Here is an 18637-nt window from a genome sequence, read left to right as displayed (position 1 = left end):
GCTCGTCGCGACGAGGGCGGCCACCGCGAGGTGGTCCCAGCGCGCGGCGCCGCGCCTCGCGAGGAGCGCGACGTAGGCGAGCCACGGCAGCGCCGGCAGCCACCAGAGGGGGCCCCAGAGCGCGCGCGCGTGCCTGAGCATGATCAGAGCGGCGCGCTTGTGGCCTTGCCGCTGCCGAGCAGGCGCCGGCGCTCCCCCTCGGGGCGCGCGGTCGTCCTCGGCCCATGCAGCTCCGCCGCGTCGGCGGTCGCCAGGGCGGCGCGCGTCCGCTGCATGAGCCGCAGGCCGGCGGCGAGCCCGACGCTCGCGACCAGGGCGAGGCAGGCGAGCGTGATCGGGAAGGGCAGCGCGCCGGTCAGCGGCGTGGTCGGAACAGCCGGGCCGAAGACGAGCGCCGCGACGAGGTAGGCGAGCCGCTCGTGTCGGCGCATCAGCCCGTTGGGCAGCGCGATCCGGTAGACGTCGGCCTTGGCGCGCGCGTAGCTCACGAGCGACGAGGCGACCATGGCGACGAGCGGGAGCGCGAGCGCGACGGCGTGCCCGCGGTAGAAGACGGCGAGGCCGATGAGCGGCGCGGCGTCGGACACGCGGTCGAGGCACGAGTCGAGCACGGCGCCGGCCCGCGACGCCTTGCCGCCCTCGCGCGCCACCATGCCGTCGAGCGCGTCGAGGACGGCGCCGGCGATGAGCAGCGCGGCGCCGGCCCGGAAGCGGCCGATCGCGAGCAGCGGCGCGCAGGCGAGCGACAGGGCGAGCGAGAGGTAGGTGAGGGTGTCCGGCGAGACGCCCAGGCGCACGAGCGCGCGCGCGGGGGCGTGGAACGACCAGTAGAAGGCCTCGACCACGGGGCCCGGGAGCAGCGCGCTCCCCGGGGACGCGCCGAGCCGCGGCATCGCGGGTCGGCCGTGGCGCGCGACGCGCAGGGCGTAGGCGCCGAGCACGGCTGTGCAGATTAGGATCGCAAGGGCGCAGGGGAGAACGGCCACCCAGGGAGCGGTTGCAGGGTTCGATCCGGGCCGACGCGGGCGGCCGTCCTGCGCCGCCGCGGGCGCCCCGGTCGCGGCGCCGCCGCGGGCGATCGACCTGCGGCGGCGACGCGGCGGGGAGCGCGCGAGCGAGCGCCGCGCCGGTTACTTGCAGCTGGCGCGCGAGAGGCGGATGCCCCGGTCTTCCTCCGCGTACGCGATGGCGAGCTCCTCGCCCGTCCAGGCCAGCGCCGGGTACCGGGCGGGCGCGCCGCCGCCGCTCGCCTCGACGTCGACGCCGGCGGGCGAGAGATCGCGGTTCAGCAGCGCCACGAAGACGGCCGGGGCGCCGTCGCGGAACTGGTAGTACGCGACGGCCAGGCTGCGCCCGGTCCACGCGAGCGCCGGCCAGTTCGCGCTGCCTTCGGTCCGCGAGACGAGGGCCTCGCGGGACACCTCGTTCTGCGCGGAGATCCGGATCGCGCGGATCTGCTCGGTGCCCGTGCGGGTGTCTTCCCAGGCGACGAAGGCGTCGTCCCCGCCGAGCGCGACGCGCGTCAGCTTCGCGTCGACGCCCTGGTGGGCGACCCGCTCGAGCGGCGCGCTCCCCCGGCCCGGTCTGGCGAAGCCGAGCGCGTCGCCCTGGGTCCAGGCCAGCACCGTCCTCTCGCCGTCGGTCGCGACCGCGGGGAACTGCGCCTGGTCCAGCGGCGTCGCGTTGCCCAGCGCGCCGCTGTCGAGGAAGCCGAGCAGCGACCCGCCCGCATCCATCCACGCGAGGACGACCCCGTCCTGGCCCGCGGCGGCGATGGGCCAGGACTCGGCCGCGCCGCTCTGGACCAGCTCGAAGGCGGCCCCGTCGGGGACGCCCTCCAGCGTCGCGCGGCGGCCGCGCACGATGCTGCCCGTGCCGTCCTCGGCTTGCCAGAGGACGAGCAGGCCCTCTCCGTCGCGGTGGACGCTCGGGTGTCTGGAGACGCCCGGACCTGCCTCGATCGCCTCTTCCCCCAGCCTGTTGCCGTCCGCGTCGACCACCGCGAGGTGGATGTCGCCCTCGTCGGCGCCGCGCTCCTGCCAGGCGATGGCGAAGCCCGACCCGGTCCATGCGATCGAGGGCGTGGTCCCGCGGCCGCCGCTCACCTCCAGGCCACGGGCCGTGATCGTGCAGGCCGCGGCCTGGCTCCCGCTCCCGCCGCCGCCTGTCGCTGCTCCGCTGCCCCCCGTCCCTGCTGCGCCGCCTCCCGTGTCGGCACCGCCGTTTCCTCCGCCGGAGCCGCAGCCCCACGCTGCGGCGAGGATCGCCGCGCTGATCGCGCCAAGAACCCAGTGCTTCATTGTTCCCTCGTCGTGGTGATGAGAGGCCCTCGGCGCGCCGCGCGCCGGGCGGAGGCCGCGTCGAAGGCCTCGGTTCGCGGGTCCGGCGCGGCGCCTCCCGCCGCCTCGGGGACGCGGGAAGCGGGTTGCCGTGCGGGACGACCGCTGCTCCTCCGTTCGATGTCCGCAGGGTCGGCCGGTCGCGGCGGAGCCGTGCGCTTCGCGTAGATCGCGCTGCGCTCCCCGGCGCGAAGCACCGTTCGCTCCGCGCGACGCGGCTCCGGCGCGTCGCGGCTGCCGCGGCTGCCAGGCGCTCGCCGATCCGCGCTGCCCGGACTGAAACGCGCGCCGCGCGCGCTGATCCGGCCGGCGACGCTACTCGTCGGCCTGCTGCGGCTGCAGCGCCTCGGCGACGGCCGAGAGCACATCCTGCGCGGCCTCGAGCTTGCGCCGGGGCATCGCCTTGAGGGCCTGCCGCACGGCCGCCTCCACCGTGCCGGTGCGGAGGCTGTCGAGCTCGCGTCCGCGCGCGGTGAGGCCGAGGAGCGCGCGCCGGCCGTCCTTCGGATCGACCCGGCGCTCGATGATGCCGCGTTGCTGCAGCCGCTTGAGCACGCCCGTGAGGGTGCTCGGGTGCAGCTGCATGATCTCGGCGAGCTGCCCGGCGGAGATCCCGGGGTAGCGTCCGACGATGCGGATGACGAGCCGCTGCGGACCCGTCACGCCCATCTTCGCCTCCATGCGTTTCGACGTCGACTGCAGGCCGTGATCGACGGCCCACAGGAGCTTCATGAAGTCGAGCACCTCGCCTAGCCGAGAGGTCTTCTCCGCAGGGCGCGCGGCTTGAGACGAGCGCATCGTCGACGCGTGCTAGCTCGCCCGGACGCAGGTGGCTAGTGCTGGCCGCAGGGAGGGCCGGCCGGTGAATGAGCGGTCGCGGAGCGGGCGTGAGGCGCGCCGCGGGGCTCGACCCCGCAGGGACGGGTAGGCGGGGAGGGGTGGGGAGGCGATGCCGAGGGGCAGGGACGGCGCGCCCGGGGAGGGGCGCACCGTCGAGCAGCGCACATCGCCGCCGCCGTCTCCGCGCTTTGCCGTAGCGCCCGCGGACGGTTTCGGAGCAAGATCGGCGGTGATGAGCTGGGCACGGCGAGCCGCTCTGTGGACCGGGCTCGGCGCGCTGATCTGCCTCTCTGGCGCGGCGGTCGGCCAGGCGCCCTCGGTGCGTGCGTCCTTCTCGGCGGCGTACCGCGCCTTCCGTGATCCCGGCCTGCTCGATCGGGCGCCGGCCGATGTCGCGCCGGCGCTGGCATGCGCTCCGCCTGCCGGGGACGCGCCGCCTGTCGTCACGGCGCTGCTCGTGCGCGAGTTCCAGCCCGCGACGGACGAGGATCTCGAGGACCCCGACGGCGCGGCGCTGGCCACGCTGGCGATGCCGGATCTGGACGTCCCCCTCACGCGCCGCACGATGCGGTTCGTCCGCTTCTTCGCCCAGTCGGACGAGGGGCGCGCCGTCTTCCAGCGCCGCTTCCGGCGCGCCGGCGCGTACCGCGAGATCGTCGAGCGCTCGCTCCGCGAGGCGGGCCTCCCGGAGGATCTCCTCTGGGTCGCGGCGGTGGAGAGCGGCTTCGATCCGCGGGCGGTCTCGCCGGCCGGCGCGGCGGGGCTCTGGCAGTTCATGCCGAGGACGGGCGAGTCCTACGGCCTGGAGCAGTCCGAGTGGATCGACGCGCGCATGAGCCTCACGCGCGCCACCGACGCCGCGACCGCGCACCTGCGCGACCTGTACGAGCGCTTCGGCCGCTGGGATCTCGCGCTGGCGGCGTACAACGTCGGCCACGAGGGCGTCCTCCGCGCGCTGTCGAAGGTCGCGGCTGCGCGCGATCCCGAGACCCGCGGGCCCATCGGCGTCGCCGAGCTCGCGCAGGCCGGCGCCATCCCCAAGGAGACCGCGGACTACGTGCCGCAGATCGTGGCGTTCGGGATCGTCGCGGCGAACCGCGCGCGCTTCGGGCTCGACCTGCCCGACGTCGCGCCGCTCGCGCCGCTCGACCTCGGCGAGGTCGCGGTGCCGCCGGGGACGCGGCTCCGCACCGTCGCGCGCGCCGCGGGCATCTCGACCGCCGTGCTGCGCGAGCACAACCCCGAGCTCCTGCGCGACCGCGTCCCGCCGGGACGCGTCGACCACCTGATCTCGCTCCCCGCGGATCGCGTCGCGCGCGCGATGGCCCTCTTCCCGGCGTACCTCGACCACGAGGAGCTCGACGAGGAGGGGGGCGATGGCCTGTCGAGCGTGTCCGCCGCGTTGCCGCCGCGCGGCGCGAGCGGCGAGCTCGCGCTGGACGACGCGTCGCTGCCGCCCCGCCCCGTGTCGCTCGGCCGGAACCGGCTCCCGCTCTTCATCCCGCCCGGCCAGGCGCCGGCGCCGATGCCGCTCCTCGGCAACCCGGAGGCGCTGGAGGCGAAGCTCCCGGTCGTGATGATCGGCGGCGACGTCGGCTTTCGCCCTGCCTTCGAGGACGACCCGCTCGGCCTCCGGAGCGGTCGCTTCGCCCCGGCGTCGCCGTTCGACGTCGCCGAGGGCCCGGGCGCGCGCCGCGCCCTCAAGGGCCGAGAGGCGGCGATCGAGAAGCAGATCGGCCTCCTCGCGGGGCTCGGCCTGGAGCAGGTGCAGCGCTTCCGCCTCCCGAGCGGCATCGCGGTCGACCTGCGGGAGGACCCAGCGGCGCCGCTCGTCTCGATCAGCGCGTCCGTCGCGGTCCCGGCGCGGTCCGCGAGCGACGCCGGCGCGGCGGGGCCGGCGCTGGCCAGCGAGGCGCGCGTCGCGATCACCGTCCCGCCGCGGGATCTCGAGATCGGCGTCGACCTGGTCGCGGCGCGGCTCAGGATGCTGCTCGGCGAGGCGAGCGCGGCGCGCGTGGCCGAGCTCAGGAGGCAGGCCAGCGCGGCCTCGCGGCGCGCGCTCGAGCGGACGCCGTACGGCCCGTCATGGCTCTCGCTCGGGGAGGCGCTGTTCCCCGCGGGCCACCCGCTCGAGGGCACCCTGCTCGGGGCGCGCGCCGACGTGGGCGCGGCCAGCGAGCTCCTGCTCACCGAGTCGCTCCGGCGCGAGCGCGCCGCGGCCCAGGCGACGATCGCGCTCTCGGGCGACGTCTCGCGCGCGGCGGTCGAGCAGGCGCTCGCGCGCTCGCTGCAGCGCGTCGTCGCGGAGCCGGAGCGGCCGATCGGGCCGCACCCGCGCGAGGAGCGGATCGTCCTCGAGGGCGCGGTGCCGGCGCCGCGGCTGCTCTACGGCTGGATCGCGCCGCCGGAGGGGGGCGCGGACGAGGCGTCGTTCCGTGTGGCGATGGAGATCCTCACCGGCCCGCGCATCGCGCGGCTCGCGAAGGCGCTCGTGACCGAGGGGCAGCTCGCGTCCGAGGTGACGGGGCGGCTGTCGCTCGGCGCGCAGGCGAGCGTGGCGGCGGTGGAGCTCACGCCCGCTCCGTCGCGCAACGCCGCCGAGCTGGAGCAGCGCCTCGACGCCGAGCTCGCGTCGCTCGCGACGTCCGGCCCGACCTGGAAGGAGCTGTCGCTCGCGAAGGCGCTGCTCAAGCTCGATCTGGAGAAGGAGCTCGCGCGCCGCGCCGCCGTCGCGCCGCCGCCTGCGTCCCCGCGGCCGATCACGGATCTGCGGCTGCGCGCTGCGCTCGATCCGGGCAGCCTGCCGCGGCTCTTGCGCGCGCTCGAGGAGGTCGAGCCGGCCGACGTGCGCGCCGTGGTCGCGCGGACCTTCGCCCGCGAGCGCCGCGTGAGCGTCACGACCTGGCCCCGCGGCGGCCCCGGTGGAAGCGGCGGAATCCCCCTCGCGACGACCGCCCCCGCCTCGCCCGCGCCTCCCGCTCCGTCTCCGTGACCCACGGCCGCGCGCGCGGCGTTACGTTGCGACGTTGCTGCGCTGCGGCGCTCAACCCAGCGCAAGGGGGAAGCCGCGCGTTCAGCAACTCCTCAGCACGCTATCAGCGTCTGGAACAGAACATGGTGTGCCAGCCCGCACTTCTCACCATGGACTTATGGACAGGTATGGACATCTGGCATCAATTGGAGATAGCACGGGAGAATGACGACCCCTGCAAAGCCGCTGATGTCCGCGGTAGCAGCGAGCGAACACGCCGCACATTTCCAGGACACTGCCTATCGGCCCTCCTTCTCGCTGGCAGCGGAGGCCTCGTTGGCAGCGGAGGCGCCGCATCCGGCGCCTCGCGTGACGCGAAGCGGCGTCGTGGAACGCTCGGCACGGATCGCTGCGAGGGGGATGCCTGCCGAGACGTCCGAGCTGCCTTCGCTGCTCGACCAGGTGCACGCGATCATCGCGCTGGAGGGCCAGCCGGTGCTGCGCAACCTGCTCATCACGCAGTGCTACCACGAGCTCTCCGCCGAGCTCGTGAAGCTGCTCGGCGGGGGCAACGCCCACTGGTGCTCCTTCGCCACGTGGGCCTCCAAGACTGCAGGGACGTTCATCCGCAACGAGGAGGTGCCGTCGGTGCTCCGGTGGCTGATCCTCTCGGACGAGGACGAGCGGGAGGCGCTCCTGCCGCGCATCCTGAGGGGGCGCGGCCTGGGTGAGCCCGTGCGAGGGAGCGCGCTGCGCATCAGCGCCATCGAGCTGATCGCGCCCTGGTGGGAACAAGGGGTCGAGCTCATGGAGCTGCCGGAGCGGATCCTCGGCGAGCTGAGCTCGGCCATCGCCGTCGGCAACCTCAAGGTGTTCGGGGAGCTCGGGCCGCTGTTCGCCCGCATGATCCAGCTCTATCGGGGTTGCCCGCGACCCGGGAAGGACGAGCTCGCGGCCTTGCTCGAAGGGCTGCAGTCGGGGCCGTCTCCGCAGGGGGGGCAGGGGCTGCTCCGCAGCGCCATGGAGCACTACCACGAGGCGATGCTCACGGACGAGCAGGACAAGAAGGCGGAGCTCATCCTCCTCGCCAACGCGCGCGTCGGGCTGCACGAGCAGGTGCGGCTCCAGACGTACATCGCGCGGGCGCTCAACGCGCCCATCCGCTGCACGATCGACACGGTCGGCCCGCGCGGTCGGTACCTGCCCGAGGCGCTTCAGTCCTTGGTCCTCGACAGGATCGAGAAGCTGCAGGCGGTCTGGCGGCTGATCGCGACGAAGGCAATGATGACCATGCGCTTCCCGGACGAGATCCTCGAGCTCGGCCACGACCTGCCTGCGCCGCCCGGCCTGCCGCTCCATTGCGCGGAGCTCGCGACCATCGAGGATCGCGAGCTGTACGAGCTCCTGCACAAGTACGACGCCCACGACCAGACGACGGACGGCTGCGGCGCCGAGGACTGGGCGTCCCTGAACGAGCGCATGAGCTACATCCTCGAGCTGTTCCGCTCGCGGCAGTGCTGCCCGCGGCTCCTCGAGCGGCCCTTCAGCCGCGAGCAGCACGCCGAGATCGTCGCGTGGCGGGTGCCGACGCCGATCCACGGAGATCTCTAGCTCCGCGCGTCGGCGCTCCTGCCGGAGCTCCCTCCGCCGCGTCGCGCCGTCCCGCGCGCGCTGCCCTTCACGGTTCCTTCAGCGCTCTCCCGCCGCATCGGCTCGCGCTCCGCGGCGCTCGAACGTCTGGGTCACCAGGCCGCGCGCGGCCTGCCGCTCGGCGATCTCGTGCCCCTTCCGGAAGGCGGCCTCGGCGCGCGCCCGCGCCTCCGCGGCGGTCGGTGTGCCGCGAGCGAGCGCGATCTCGCCCTCGAGGCGGTAGAGCTCGGCCTCGAAGTAGCGCTCGTCGCTCTTGTCGACGAAGGCCAGCGTGTCGTCGAGCAGCGTGCTCGCCTCGTCGACGTTGCCCGCGCCGAGCTCCGCCTCGATGAGCGCCGATCGCCAGTAGGTCAGCGACACGCGGCTGCCGACGCTCATCAGCATCGTCAGTCCGCCGCGGATGCGCGCGGCGCCCTCTGCGTGGCGCGCGCGCGCCGCCTCGCCGGCCGGCCCCTGCGCGGCGCGCGCCGCCGTCGCCCAGCCGAGATCGATCTGGCTGAGCGCCGCCCAGTGGGGCATGCCCACCTCCTCGGAGAGCTTGCCGAGCACGAGCGCGTGCGCCTCCGCGCCGGCGAGATCGCCGAGCAGGCAGCACAGCACGGCGGCGAAGTGCTCGACGAAGCCGCGGCTCACGGGCTGGTTCAGCTCCTCGCACAGCGCGATCGCCTCGTCGATCGAGGCCTTGGCCCGCTCCGGCTCGCCGAGGTGGAACGAGATCCAGGCGAGGTGCGACAGCGAGAACGCCGCGGCGTCATGGCCGAAGAGGAAGGCGAGCGGCAGGTGACGCGCGGGGTCGTACATCGAGAGCACCTTGTTGAAGTGCTCGCGGGCCTCGTGGAGGTGCCCCCGGAGGAAGCGCGTCGCGCCGAGCGCCTGGTGAGCGCCCAGCGAGATGCCGGGGTCGCCGGTGCTCTCGGCGAGCGCGAGCAGCTGCTCGCCGTGCTGCTCCGCCAGCGCATAATCGCCGCGGACGTGGAAGAAGATCCAGAGCCCCCACAGCGCGGGGAAGAGCTGCGGCGAGGAGCCCGCCTCGCGGCAGAGCGCGTGCGCGCGCGCGTACGCCGCCTCGACCTCCGGGGCGGCGTAGCCGCGCGTGATCATCAGCGGGACGCCGAGCGTCGTCTGCAGCGTGATCTCGTCGCGCGTCCGCTCCTTCGTCTCCGGCAGCTGCGTGAGGAGCTCGATCCCGCGGCGGAGGTGGCTTATCGCCTCGGCGTGCGCGGACGAGATGAGCGAGGCCTCCCCCGCGCGCTGCCAGGCGGCGATGGCGGGGCCGATCAGCGCGGCCTCGGTGTAGTGGTGCGCGAGCAGCTCGGGCGGCGTCTCGGGGAAGCGCTCGGCGAGGACGGCGGCGATGCGCGCGTGGTACACCTGCCGGGTGCTGCGGAGCAGCGACTGGTAGGCCGCGTCCTGCACCAGCGCGTGCTTGAACGTGTAGGTCGCGCGCGGGGGGCGCCCCCGCTGGAAGAGCAGCTCGGCGTCGACGAGCTGGGCGAGCGCCTCGCGCAGCGGCGCCGGGCTCGACGCCATGAGGAGCGGCTCGCCGCCCGCGCCGCCCGCGCAGAGCTCGAGCGCCTCGTAGCCGAACGATCGGCCGAACACCGCGCCGAGCTGCGCGACCTCCTTCGCCGGGCCGAGGCGGTCGAGGCGCGACGTCAGCGAGTGCTGGAGGGTGGTCGGGATCTCGAGCGTGCCCATCCACCCGCGCGAGGCGCTCGGCGTGCCGGCCGACTCGCCTGCGGCCGCCCTGGCGGAGGCCGACTCGAGGATCATGCGCGTGAGCTCCTCGGCGAACAGCGGGACGCCGTCGCTGCGCTCGGCGAGCGTCCGGATCATCTCGTCCGGAAGCGGGGGGGCCTGGATGGCCGACCCGCCGCTCGTGGCGTAGGCGCCGGCCAGCTGCTGGATGAGCGCCTGCATCCGCTCGGCGCTGAGCGGGGCGAGGTAGATCTGGGTGAAGTGCGATCGCAGCGGCCACGGCGGCGTGAACGTGGGGCGCGCCGTCAGGAGCAGCAGCAGCGGCGACGGCCTCCCCTCGTCGATCAGCCGGCCGAGCAGCTCCAGGGTCGACGGATCGGCCCAGTGCAGGTCCTCGGCCGTGAGCACGAGCGGCTGCCGATCGGCGAGCCCGAGGAAGAGCTGCAGGAGCGAGGCGATGGTCTCCTGCCGCTGGCGCTGCGGGGTGAGCGCCGGCGCGGCGTGGCGCCCCTCGGTCGGGATCGACAGCAGCGCGGCGAGCAGCGGCACGGCGAGCGGCCCCGCCTCCGCCTCGGCGAGCAGCTGCTCCAGCCGGGCGAGCCGGCCTCCGCCCTGCTCCAGCGCCGCGCCGCGCTCGCTCGGCGCCGCGGCCGAGCCGCTCAGCGTGCTCGCGCGGTCGCGGTCGCCCGCGAGCAGCGCGTTGAGCAGCTCGATCACCGGATAGAACGCGCTGTTCTGGAGCTGCGGCGAGCAGCGCGCCTCGAGCCAGAGGTGCGGCGTCCCCGCCAGCCGGTTGCGGAAGGCGCGCACGCTCCGCGATTTGCCGATGCCGGCCTCGCCCGTCATCAGCACGACCTGCCCGGCGCCGTCTGCGGCCCGCGCCCACCGGGCCGCGAGCTCGTCGAGCTCGCTGTCCCGCCCGACGAGCGGGGTGAGCCCCTGGTGCATCCTCGCGTCGAGCCGGTCCCGCGCGGTCGTGCGCCCGTGCACCGCGAAGACCTCGAGCGGCTGGCGCGCGCCCTTCGGGCTGATCTCGCCGAGCGCGTCCACGTAGTAATAGCCCTCGATGAGCTTCTGCGTGGCGCGGCTGACGAGCACCGTGCCCGGCTCGGCGTGGGCCTTCAGCTGCGTCGCGGCGTTCAGGGTCGGGCCGGCGAGCGACGGCACGGCGTCGCTGTCCGCCACGACGACGATCCCGGTGTGCACGCCGACCTGCACCGACAGGGGCAAGGACACGAGCTCCCGCGCGTTCAGATGGGACATGTGCTCGACAAGATCGAGCGCCGCCTGCACGGCGCGGAGGGCGTCGTCCTCCTTCGCCACGGGGTGGCCAAAGTAGGCGATCGTCTCCTCGCCGGGCGAGCGGAGGAACACCCCCTCCTGCGCCCCGATCACCTGCGCGCACGCGGCCTGGTACATCTGCACGAGCTCGTGGAACGCCTCGCTGTCGACCGTGTCCGCGATGCGCTCGGCGCTGGCGAGCCCGCAGACCAGCACGGTGAGCTGGCGGCGCTCGCCGCGGCCGGTGAGGGTCACCGGGCGCGTCCCGGGCGGGACGCTCGGGCGGAAACTGAGCTTCGGAGCCGTCTGCGGGCTCTCGGCGGTGTCGAGCTGGATCGACGCGTTGCGGATCGGCCTCGCCGGCGGCTCGGCGGGCGCGAAGCTGCGGCCCGGGATCGCGAGCGTGGGCGCTGCGCCGAGCCGCTCGTCCTGCCGCTGCTGCTCGGGAGACCTGCGCTGCGTGCCCGGCGGCGGCTCGGGCTCGGAGGGCACGAGCTGCGTCTCCTGCTCCGCCTCGGCCGGGTGCACCGCGCGCGTCGCGATCGCCCGCTGCTCCGGCGAGCCGCCGCGCTCCTTGTCGCGCGGCAGCGGCCACGGGATCGTCGACACGTCGCAGTCCTCCAGCAGCTCGAAGGCCTCGCGGGCGGACCGGAAGCGGTGCGCCGGCGACTTGGCGGTCGCGTGCTCGAGCAGCGCGCCGAGGGGGTGGCCGCGGAGCGCGCGGGGGATGGGCACCGGCTCGGGGCTCAGCTGGCGGAAGATGACCTCGGCGACCGTCGCCTCGTGCATCACGGGCGCGCCGATCAGGCACTCGAGAAAGGTGAGCCCCCATGCGTAGATGTCCGCCGCCGTGGTCGGGGTGGCCTGCACGAGCTGCTCCGGGGCCATGTAGGCCGGGGTCCCGTTGAACTCGCCGGTGGGCGTGAGCGCGCGGTAGTCGGCGGAGCGCGCCTCGCCGATGAGCGCGGCGATGCCGAAGTCGAGCACCTTGACGAGCGTCCGCTTGCCTGTGCCGGCGACCATGATGTTGTGCGGCTTGAGGTCGCGGTGCACGACGCCGCGCTCGTGCGCGAAGCCGATCGCGTCGAGCACCTGGAGCATCAGCCGCTTCGCCTCGTTCGGCTCGATCCCCTTCGTGCGCTGGCAGCGCGCGGTCAGCGTCTCGCCGTCGACGTACTCCAGCGCCAGGTAGAGCTCACCTTCGGGCAGGCGCCCGGCGTCGAGGAGCCGGACGATGTTCGGGTGGCTCATCTGGGCGATGACCTGCATCTCCCGCTCGAAGCGCGCCTCCTGCGAGCTGGATTCGCGCGAGCGCCGCAGCACCTCGGGCCGCAGCAGCTTGAGCGCCACGCGCTGGGTGGTCACGATCTGGCGCGCGTCGTAGACGACGCTATGACCGCCGCTGCCGAGATGGCCGAGCACCTGATACCGGCCGTCCACGAGCGCGCCGACCTCGAGCAATCCATCGCGAGCGGACATCTCTTGATCTCTTACAGCCGAACGCCGCCGGAGTGGATCGTGAACGCTGCTCCCGGCCCAGGTTGATCGCTCGCGCGGCCCGAGGCCGGCCGCGGCGGCCGAGGCAGCGAGGGTGGGGACCTGGCCGGATCTCGGAGGCGCCCCCCCTCTACCGTACCGTGGCGAGCGTGCTTCGCCGTCTTGCGCTGGGGGTGATTCAGGCAACCGGGATTACTTCGGCTTGAGCGCGTGGTGCGGGAGGACGAGGTCTGATACCCTCGCGCTTGATGGGCAATGCCCCGCATTCCGGCAGCATGCCGCCACCTTCGAGTGGTCGGGGCCAAGGAACGCTCCTCTACGCCGTCGACGACGAGGAGAGCAACCTCGACCTCATGGAGCGGGCGCTCCGCTCCGGCTACCAGGTTCGCACCTTCGGCGATCCGCGCCGCGCGCTGGCAGCGGCGGTGAAGGAGCCGCCCTCCGTGGTCGTCGCGGACTACCGCATGCCTCATTTCAGCGGGCTCGCGCTCCTGCGCGAGCTGCGCCGGCAGGGGCTGAGCTACGTGCCGGTGCTCGTCTGCGCGCCGACCGATGTGGAGCAGATCCAGAAGATTTCCCGGGAGAGCGCGATGTTCCGGATCATCACGAAGCCCTGGATCGCCTCGGATCTGCGCCGCCAGGTCGACCTGGCGGTGAGCCTGCACCAGCTCAACGTGACGCGGAACCTCCGCTGAGCCGAGCGCGTCCGGTGGCTCTTCGGCGCGCTGTCCAGGGCGAGTTGACAGGATCGCCGCCGGTCAGCGCGGGCTCCCGGTCGCGGCGCGGGGGCGCCGGCCGATCCCGGTGAGCGCCCGCTCCCTCGATGTGGTCGCGCTCGAGCTGCCGCAGCGCTTCGGCGATCGGCGGGGCGCGCTCGCGGAGATCGACGGTCTCCTCGGCTCGCCCGCGCTGGCCGGGGCCGAGCTCGTGCTGCTGCCCGAGCTCATCCTCACGGGCTATCTCTCGCCGAGGGGCGACAGCGATCTGCGCCGCTTCGCGGAGCCGCTCGACGGCGAGTCCGCGCAGCGGCTCGCCGAGCTCGCGCGCAAGCACGGGATCGCGCTGGCGGGCCCGCTCGTCGAGGAGAGCCGGGGTCGCTTCTACAACAGCCTGCTCGTCTTCGACGGCGCCGGGCGGCGCGTCGGCCACTACCGCAAGCGTCACCCGTGGTTTCCAGAGCGCTGGGCGGCTCCGGGCGATCTAGGGTCCCCGGTCCTCGATCTGCTCGGCGTGAAGGTGGCGGTCGCGATCTGCTTCGACATCCATTTCCTCTCCGAGGACGCGGGCGAGGCGCTCGACGAGGCCGATCTGCTGGTCTTCCCGACGGCCTGGGTCGATCCGCCCGGGGAGGGGGATGCGCGCGCCGAGCTCCTGCCCCCCCTCGCTCGGCGTCATCGCATCGCGATCGTGAACGCGAACTGGGGGCCGTCCCGCCCCGCGCTGGGCGGCCAGGGCGGATCGCGCATCCTCGACGCGCAGGGGCGGTCGATCGCGGTGGCGCCGCCCGGTCCGGGGCCGAGCGTCGTGCGCGCCGCCCTGGGCCTCGCGCAGGACCGGCGCGGCAGCTGAGGGAGCCCGGGGAGCGCCGGTGCGCCCGCGCGGCACCGCGTGCGCGATCGCGCTCAGATGAACGGGAGCCGGCTCAGGTCGACGTTTCCCCCGCTCAGGATGACGCCGATCCGCGCTCCCTGGACCTTGCGCAGCAGGACCGCCGCCACAGGGACCGCCGAGCTCGGCTCGATGAGGATCTTCATCCGCTCCCAGACGACGCGCATCGCCTTGACGATGTCCTCTTCGCCCACGGTGACGATCTCGACCCCGCGCTCGCGCAGGACCGCAAAGGTGAGCTCGCCGAGCGAGGTGCGGAGGCCGTCCGCGATCGTGGTCGGGTCGTTCGAGGGCAGGAGGGTCCCCTGGCGCAGCGATCGCGCCGCGTCGTCCGCCGCCTCGGGCTCGGCGCCGATCGTGCGCGTGTGGGGCAGCGAGCTGATCGCGATGGCGGTGCCCGAGAGCAGCCCGCCGCCGCCGACGGGTGCGACCACGGCGTCGAGGTCCTCCACCTGGCTCGCCAGCTCCAGCGCGGCCGTGCCCTGGCCGGCGATGACGCGCGCGTCGTTGTACGGGTGGACCAGGATGGCGCCCGTCTCGGACAGCACGCTGGCGAGCGCCTCCTCGCGCGACCGGAGCGTGGGGGCGCAGGTCACGATCCGGGCGCCGTAGCCCTCCACGGCCGCGCGCTTCACGGCGGGCGCGCTCGAGGGCATGACGATGTGCGCGGCGATGCCGCGGATGCGGGCGGCGAGCGCGAGCGCGGCGGCGTGGTTGCCCGACGAGTGGGTCGCGACGCCGCGCCGTGCCTCCTCGTCCGGGAGGGACAGGACCGCGTTGCACGCCCCGCGGAACTTGAACGCCCCGACCCGCTGGAGGTTCTCGCACTTGAAGAACACGCGCGCTCCCGCGATGCCGTCGATCGTCCGGCTGGTCATGACGGGGGTCACGTGGGCGTGCGGCGCGAGGCGCGCGGCGGCGCCACGGATGTCCTCGATCGTCGGCAGGGGGCGCATGGGACGAGCATCGGAGCGCGGTCTGCGCCCGACGTCCACCGTGAGCGAATCGCGCATCGCGCATCGCGCGCCCGCGATCGCGGCGTCAGAACAGGTCGGCCGCGATGCCGTCGGTGAAGACCCAGGCGGCCCGCGGGACGCTGAGCCGCCCGCCGGCCACCTCGAGGCGGCCGGCGCGCTCGAGCCGCTCCGCGGCCCGCCGTCGCGCGGCGGGCCATGCCGCCACGCCGAGCGCCGCCGCGGCGGCCTCCAGATCGAACCCCTCGCGCAGCCTGAGCCCGAGCATGATCCGCTCGGACAGGCGCGTCTCTGGGTCGAGCCGTTCGTCGCTCTCCACGGGGATCGTCTCGCCGCCCTCGGCCATCACGGCCATGTACCGGTCCGGGCTCACGACGTTCCGGTACCGGACCGCGAGCGCCTCGCCGCTGCCCTCCGCGCCCGCCGAGCGCAGGCCCCAGCGCGGATCCGGGCGCGACACGGTCCCGTAGGCGGCGCACCCAAGCCCGACGTAATCGATGCCTTGCCAGTACCCGAGGTTATGGCGCGCCTCGTGGCCCGGCTTCGCGTAGTTCGAGATCTCGTAGTGGGCGAGCCCCGCTGCCTCGAGCGCCTCGTCGATCGCGAAGAACGTGTCCGCGACCCCTTCGTCTCCGGCGAGCGGCAGGCGCCCGCGCCGCGCCAGCTCTCCGAACGAGGTGCCGGGCTCGACGGTGAGGCTGTACGCCGAGACGTGGGTCACCCCTGTCGAGGCCACCGCGCGCGCCTCGGCGGCGGCGTGCTCGGGGCGTTGCTCTCGTGCTTCATCGGCCGTCCCTACCGCGACACCGTAGATGAGGTCGCCGCTCACGCGCGGCATCCCGGACCGGAGCGCCGCTGAGAGCGCGCCGAGCCCGCCGTCTGGGTCGTGCAGGCGCCCGAGGAACCGGAGGCGTTCCACGTCGAGCCCCTGAACGCCGACGCTCAGTCGGTTGACCCCGATCGCTCGGAACGCTCGGGCTCGCTGCTCATCGAGCGAGGTCGGATTGCACTCGACGGTCACCTCGATGTCTGGCGAGAGCCGGCCGGCGGCCGCGGTGATGGCGGACAGCACCCTGCCCATCTCCTCCGGCTCCCACAGGGACGGCGTCCCGCCGCCGAAGAACACGCTCCGCAGCTCGCGCTCGCCCAGCGCATCCGCTCGCTTCCGGAGCTCGGCCAGCACGGCGTCGGCATAGCCGCGGTGGTCGATCGCCTCCCGCGCTTTCGCGAAAGAGACGAAGTCGCAGTAGGGACACTTCTTGAGGCACCACGGGAAGTGGACGTAGGCGGTGATCGGCTCCATGTAATCCATGAAAACGGATGCAATCGATGCAACGAACGTGAAGGACGTGACGAACGTGACGGACGCGACAGACGCGACGAACAGCCGACGCAACCGATGTGGTGGAGGCGACCGGCGCAGCCGGCGCGACCGAGGCGACGGACGCGGCTGAGGCAACCAACACGAGAACGAGAAACGAGAATGGATCGGCGGCGCGCAGCACGGCGCCGGGCACGCGCATGGTGACACAATTGCGGGGTCTAGATCGCGGTGTTAGCGTGCGAAAGGGAGGGGGCGCAATGCGCCCGCCGAACTCTTCATGCTGACGTTGACGGAGCTTGTCGATCGCGTTCGGACCTATCAGCCCGCTGCAGACGTCGATCTCATCGCCCGGGCTTACGCCTACAGCTCTGACGCTCACAGGGGGCAGACCCGCAAGAGCGGCGACCCGTATTTCTCCCACCCGGCGAGCGTCGCCGCGATCATCACCGAGCTCAAGCTGGACACGGCGAGCGTCTGCGCCGGGCTCCTTCACGACGTCGTCGAGGACACCCTCGCGACGACCACCGACATCGAGAACAGCTTCGGCCAGGAGGTGGCGTTCCTCGTCGACGGTGTGACGAAGCTCTCGAAGATCAACTTCGCCTCCAAGGAAGACCGGCAAGCCGAGAACTTCCGCAAGATGCTCGTGGCGATGGCGCGCGACATTCGCGTGCTCCTCGTGAAGCTGTGCGACCGCCTCGACAACATGCGAACCCTCGAGTTCATGAAGCCCGAGGCGCAGGACCGGATCGCCCGGGAGACGATGGAGATCTACGCCCCGCTCGCGAACCGCCTCGGCATCGCGCGCTTCAAGAGCGAGCTCGAGGACCTGTCGTTCAGGTACGTCGAGCCGGAGGCCTGGGGGGACCTCTCGCAGAAGGTCAAGACGACCGCGAAGGAGCGCGACAAGTACATCCACGAGGTCTCGAAGGTGCTCGCGGGCAAGCTCGCGGAGCAGGGCTTCGCGGTCGACGTCACCGGCCGCGCGAAGCACCTCTACTCGATCTGGCGCAAGATGCAGGCGCAGCAGTGCGATTTCGATCAGGTCTACGACGTCATCGCGTTCCGCGTGCTCGTCGAGTCGGTCGCCGACTGCTACGCGACGCTCGGCGTCATCCACTCGCAGTGGACCCCGGTCCCCGGCCGCTTCAAGGATTACGTCGCGCTGCCCAAGCCGAACATGTACCAGTCGCTGCACACGACGGTCATCGGACCTGGGCGCGAGCGGATCGAGATCCAGATCCGCACCCACGAGATGCACCGCGTGGCGGAGCAGGGCATCGCCGCGCACTGGAAGTACAAGGAGAACAACTCCGGCGGCATCGACCCGAAGGACGCCGCGCGGTTCGGCTGGCTCCGCCAGCTGATGGAGTTCCAGAAGGAGCTCAAGGACCCGGCCGAGTTCCTCGAGAGCGTCAAGGTCGACCTGTTCCAGGACGAGGTGTACGTCTTCACGCCGAAGGGGGACGTACGCGTCTTCCCCCGCGGCTCGACACCGATCGACTTCGCCTACGCGATCCACACGAAGGTCGGCGATCACTGCTCGGGGGCGCGGGTCAACGGCGCCATCGTCCCGCTCCGCTCGAAGCTCCGGAACGGCGACGTCGTCGAGGTGATGACCAACCCGAGCCAGCACCCCTCGAAGGACTGGCTCGACTACGTCTCGACCAGCCGCGCGCGCTCCAAGATCCGCAACTACCTGCGCACGGAGCAGCGAGAGAAGTCGCTCAAGCTCGGCCGCGAGCTCCTCGAGAAGGAGATGCACCAGCGGAGCATGAGCCTGAGCCGCCTCACCAAGAACGAGGCCGAGCTGCGCAAGGTCATGGAGCGGTTCGGCGTCTCCTCGGCCGACGAGCTGTTCATCGCGGTCGGCTACGGCAAGGTGAGCGTCCGCGCGGTGTGCGAGTTCCTCGCGCCCACCCCCAAGGAGAACGAGAAGGGCACCCCGACGCCGCCGCCCGAGTCGATCAAGGAGGGGCGCATCGAGTCGCTCGTCCGCAAGGTCACGGGGCGCGACAGCCACGGCATCCGCCTGAACGGCATCGACGATGTCCTCGTTCGCTACACGAAGTGCTGTAACCCGCTCCCCGGCGACGAGATCGTCGGGTTCATCACGCGCGGCCGCGGCATCACGGTCCACCGCCGCAACTGCGCCAAGGCGTTCGACACGGACCCGGAGCGACGCGTGGAGATCTCGTGGGACTCGCGCGCGAAGATCAACCGCCCGGTGCAGATCAAGGTGATGACGGCGAACCGGCCGGGCATCCTCGCGACGGTGGGCCATACGTTCCACGAGCAGGGCATCAACATCAGCGAGGCGACCTGTCGGGCGGGCGACGATGGCCGGGCGATGAACACGTTCACCTTCCTCTGCTCCGACCTCGCGCAGCTGAAGAGCGTCATCCGGCACCTGCAGCGGATCCCCGGCGTGATGGCCGTCGAGCGGACCTGAGCC

11 protein-coding genes are annotated in these 18637 nt (G+C 73.2%); 5 read left to right on the top strand and 6 right to left on the bottom strand.

The features are described 5' to 3' along the window. Positions 1-143: 143 nt before the first annotated feature. The 3 genes from WMF36_RS20390 to WMF36_RS20380 all read right to left on the bottom strand — a co-directional run bounded on the left by WMF36_RS20390 (position 144) and on the right by WMF36_RS20380 (position 3137). A complete protein-coding gene (locus WMF36_RS20390; RefSeq protein ID WP_437581286.1) occupies positions 144-941 on the bottom strand; it encodes a CDP-alcohol phosphatidyltransferase family protein in 798 nt (265 codons plus the stop codon). Between the two features lie 189 nt (positions 942-1130). Beyond that, positions 1131-2300, bottom strand: coding sequence for a hypothetical protein (locus WMF36_RS20385; protein ID WP_437581285.1), 1170 nt, complete (start codon positions 2298-2300; stop codon positions 1131-1133). A gap of 354 nt (positions 2301-2654) precedes the next feature. After that, positions 2655-3137, bottom strand: a complete 483-nt coding sequence (locus WMF36_RS20380) for a MarR family winged helix-turn-helix transcriptional regulator (protein WP_437581284.1) — start codon at positions 3135-3137, stop codon at positions 2655-2657. 274 nt (positions 3138-3411) lie between these two features. Here WMF36_RS20380 and WMF36_RS20375 point away from each other — a divergent pair, with 274 nt between their 5' ends. Both WMF36_RS20375 and WMF36_RS20370 read left to right on the top strand, forming a co-directional pair. Further along, positions 3412-6171, top strand: coding sequence for a transglycosylase SLT domain-containing protein (locus WMF36_RS20375; RefSeq protein WP_437581283.1), 2760 nt, complete (start codon positions 3412-3414; stop codon positions 6169-6171). 399 nt (positions 6172-6570) lie between these two features. Then, complete coding sequence (locus WMF36_RS20370) at positions 6571-7761, top strand: hypothetical protein (RefSeq protein ID WP_437581282.1); 1191 nt, start codon at positions 6571-6573, stop codon at positions 7759-7761. Positions 7762-7839: 78 nt separating this feature from the next. On the opposite strand, the gene WMF36_RS20365 is transcribed toward WMF36_RS20370, so the two are convergent. Then, positions 7840-12258 (bottom strand): protein kinase domain-containing protein, encoded by a 4419-nt coding sequence (locus WMF36_RS20365; RefSeq protein ID WP_437581281.1) that lies wholly within the window; start codon positions 12256-12258, stop codon positions 7840-7842. Positions 12259-12551: 293 nt separating this feature from the next. On the opposite strand from WMF36_RS20365, the gene WMF36_RS20360 reads away from it, so the two are divergent. Both WMF36_RS20360 and WMF36_RS20355 read left to right on the top strand, forming a co-directional pair. Next, a complete protein-coding gene (locus tag WMF36_RS20360; protein WP_437493192.1) occupies positions 12552-12971 on the top strand; it encodes a response regulator in 420 nt (139 codons plus the stop codon). Positions 12972-13080: 109 nt separating this feature from the next. Further along, positions 13081-13845 carry a carbon-nitrogen hydrolase family protein gene (locus tag WMF36_RS20355; RefSeq protein ID WP_437581280.1) on the top strand — a complete coding sequence of 255 codons (765 nt, stop codon included), beginning with the start codon at positions 13081-13083 and terminating at the stop codon, positions 13843-13845. Positions 13846-13898: 53 nt separating this feature from the next. On the opposite strand, the gene WMF36_RS20350 is transcribed toward WMF36_RS20355, so the two are convergent. Beyond that, positions 13899-14840: a pyridoxal-phosphate dependent enzyme gene (locus tag WMF36_RS20350; protein WP_437581279.1), complete on the bottom strand. Its 942-nt coding sequence runs from the start codon at positions 14838-14840 to the stop codon at positions 13899-13901. 85 nt (positions 14841-14925) lie between these two features. After that, complete coding sequence (gene hemW, locus WMF36_RS20345) at positions 14926-16170, bottom strand: radical SAM family heme chaperone HemW (RefSeq protein WP_437581278.1); 1245 nt, start codon at positions 16168-16170, stop codon at positions 14926-14928. A gap of 289 nt (positions 16171-16459) precedes the next feature. On the opposite strand from hemW, the gene WMF36_RS20340 reads away from it, so the two are divergent. Continuing rightward, entirely contained in the window at positions 16460-18634 is a 2175-nt protein-coding gene (locus WMF36_RS20340) for a RelA/SpoT family protein (protein WP_437581277.1), read from the top strand. Positions 18635-18637: the final 3 nt, after the last annotated feature.

Origin of the sequence: Sorangium sp. So ce887, from assembly GCF_051521455.1 — a bacterium.
Lineage (GTDB): Bacteria > Myxococcota_A > Polyangia > Polyangiales > Polyangiaceae > Sorangium.
Note: the sequence above shows the minus strand (reverse complement) of the source record. Positions and strands in the feature narration are given on the sequence as shown.

Excerpts from the sequence above, each read along its gene's own strand:
- hemW (WP_437581278.1), bottom strand. The coding sequence starts at position 16,170 with ATGGATTACATGGAGCCGATCACCGCCTACGTCCACTTCCCGTGGTGC.
- WMF36_RS20340 (WP_437581277.1), top strand. The coding sequence starts at position 16,460 with ATGCTGACGTTGACGGAGCTTGTCGATCGCGTTCGGACCTATCAGCCC.
- WMF36_RS20375 (WP_437581283.1), top strand. The coding sequence starts at position 3,412 with ATGAGCTGGGCACGGCGAGCCGCTCTGTGGACCGGGCTCGGCGCGCTG.
- WMF36_RS20370 (WP_437581282.1), top strand. The coding sequence starts at position 6,571 with ATGCCTGCCGAGACGTCCGAGCTGCCTTCGCTGCTCGACCAGGTGCAC.
- WMF36_RS20385 (WP_437581285.1), bottom strand. The coding sequence starts at position 2,300 with ATGAAGCACTGGGTTCTTGGCGCGATCAGCGCGGCGATCCTCGCCGCA.
- WMF36_RS20350 (WP_437581279.1), bottom strand. The coding sequence starts at position 14,840 with ATGCGCCCCCTGCCGACGATCGAGGACATCCGTGGCGCCGCCGCGCGC.
- WMF36_RS20380 (WP_437581284.1), bottom strand. The coding sequence starts at position 3,137 with ATGCGCTCGTCTCAAGCCGCGCGCCCTGCGGAGAAGACCTCTCGGCTA.
- WMF36_RS20360 (WP_437493192.1), top strand. The coding sequence starts at position 12,552 with ATGCCGCCACCTTCGAGTGGTCGGGGCCAAGGAACGCTCCTCTACGCC.
- WMF36_RS20365 (WP_437581281.1), bottom strand. The coding sequence starts at position 12,258 with ATGTCCGCTCGCGATGGATTGCTCGAGGTCGGCGCGCTCGTGGACGGC.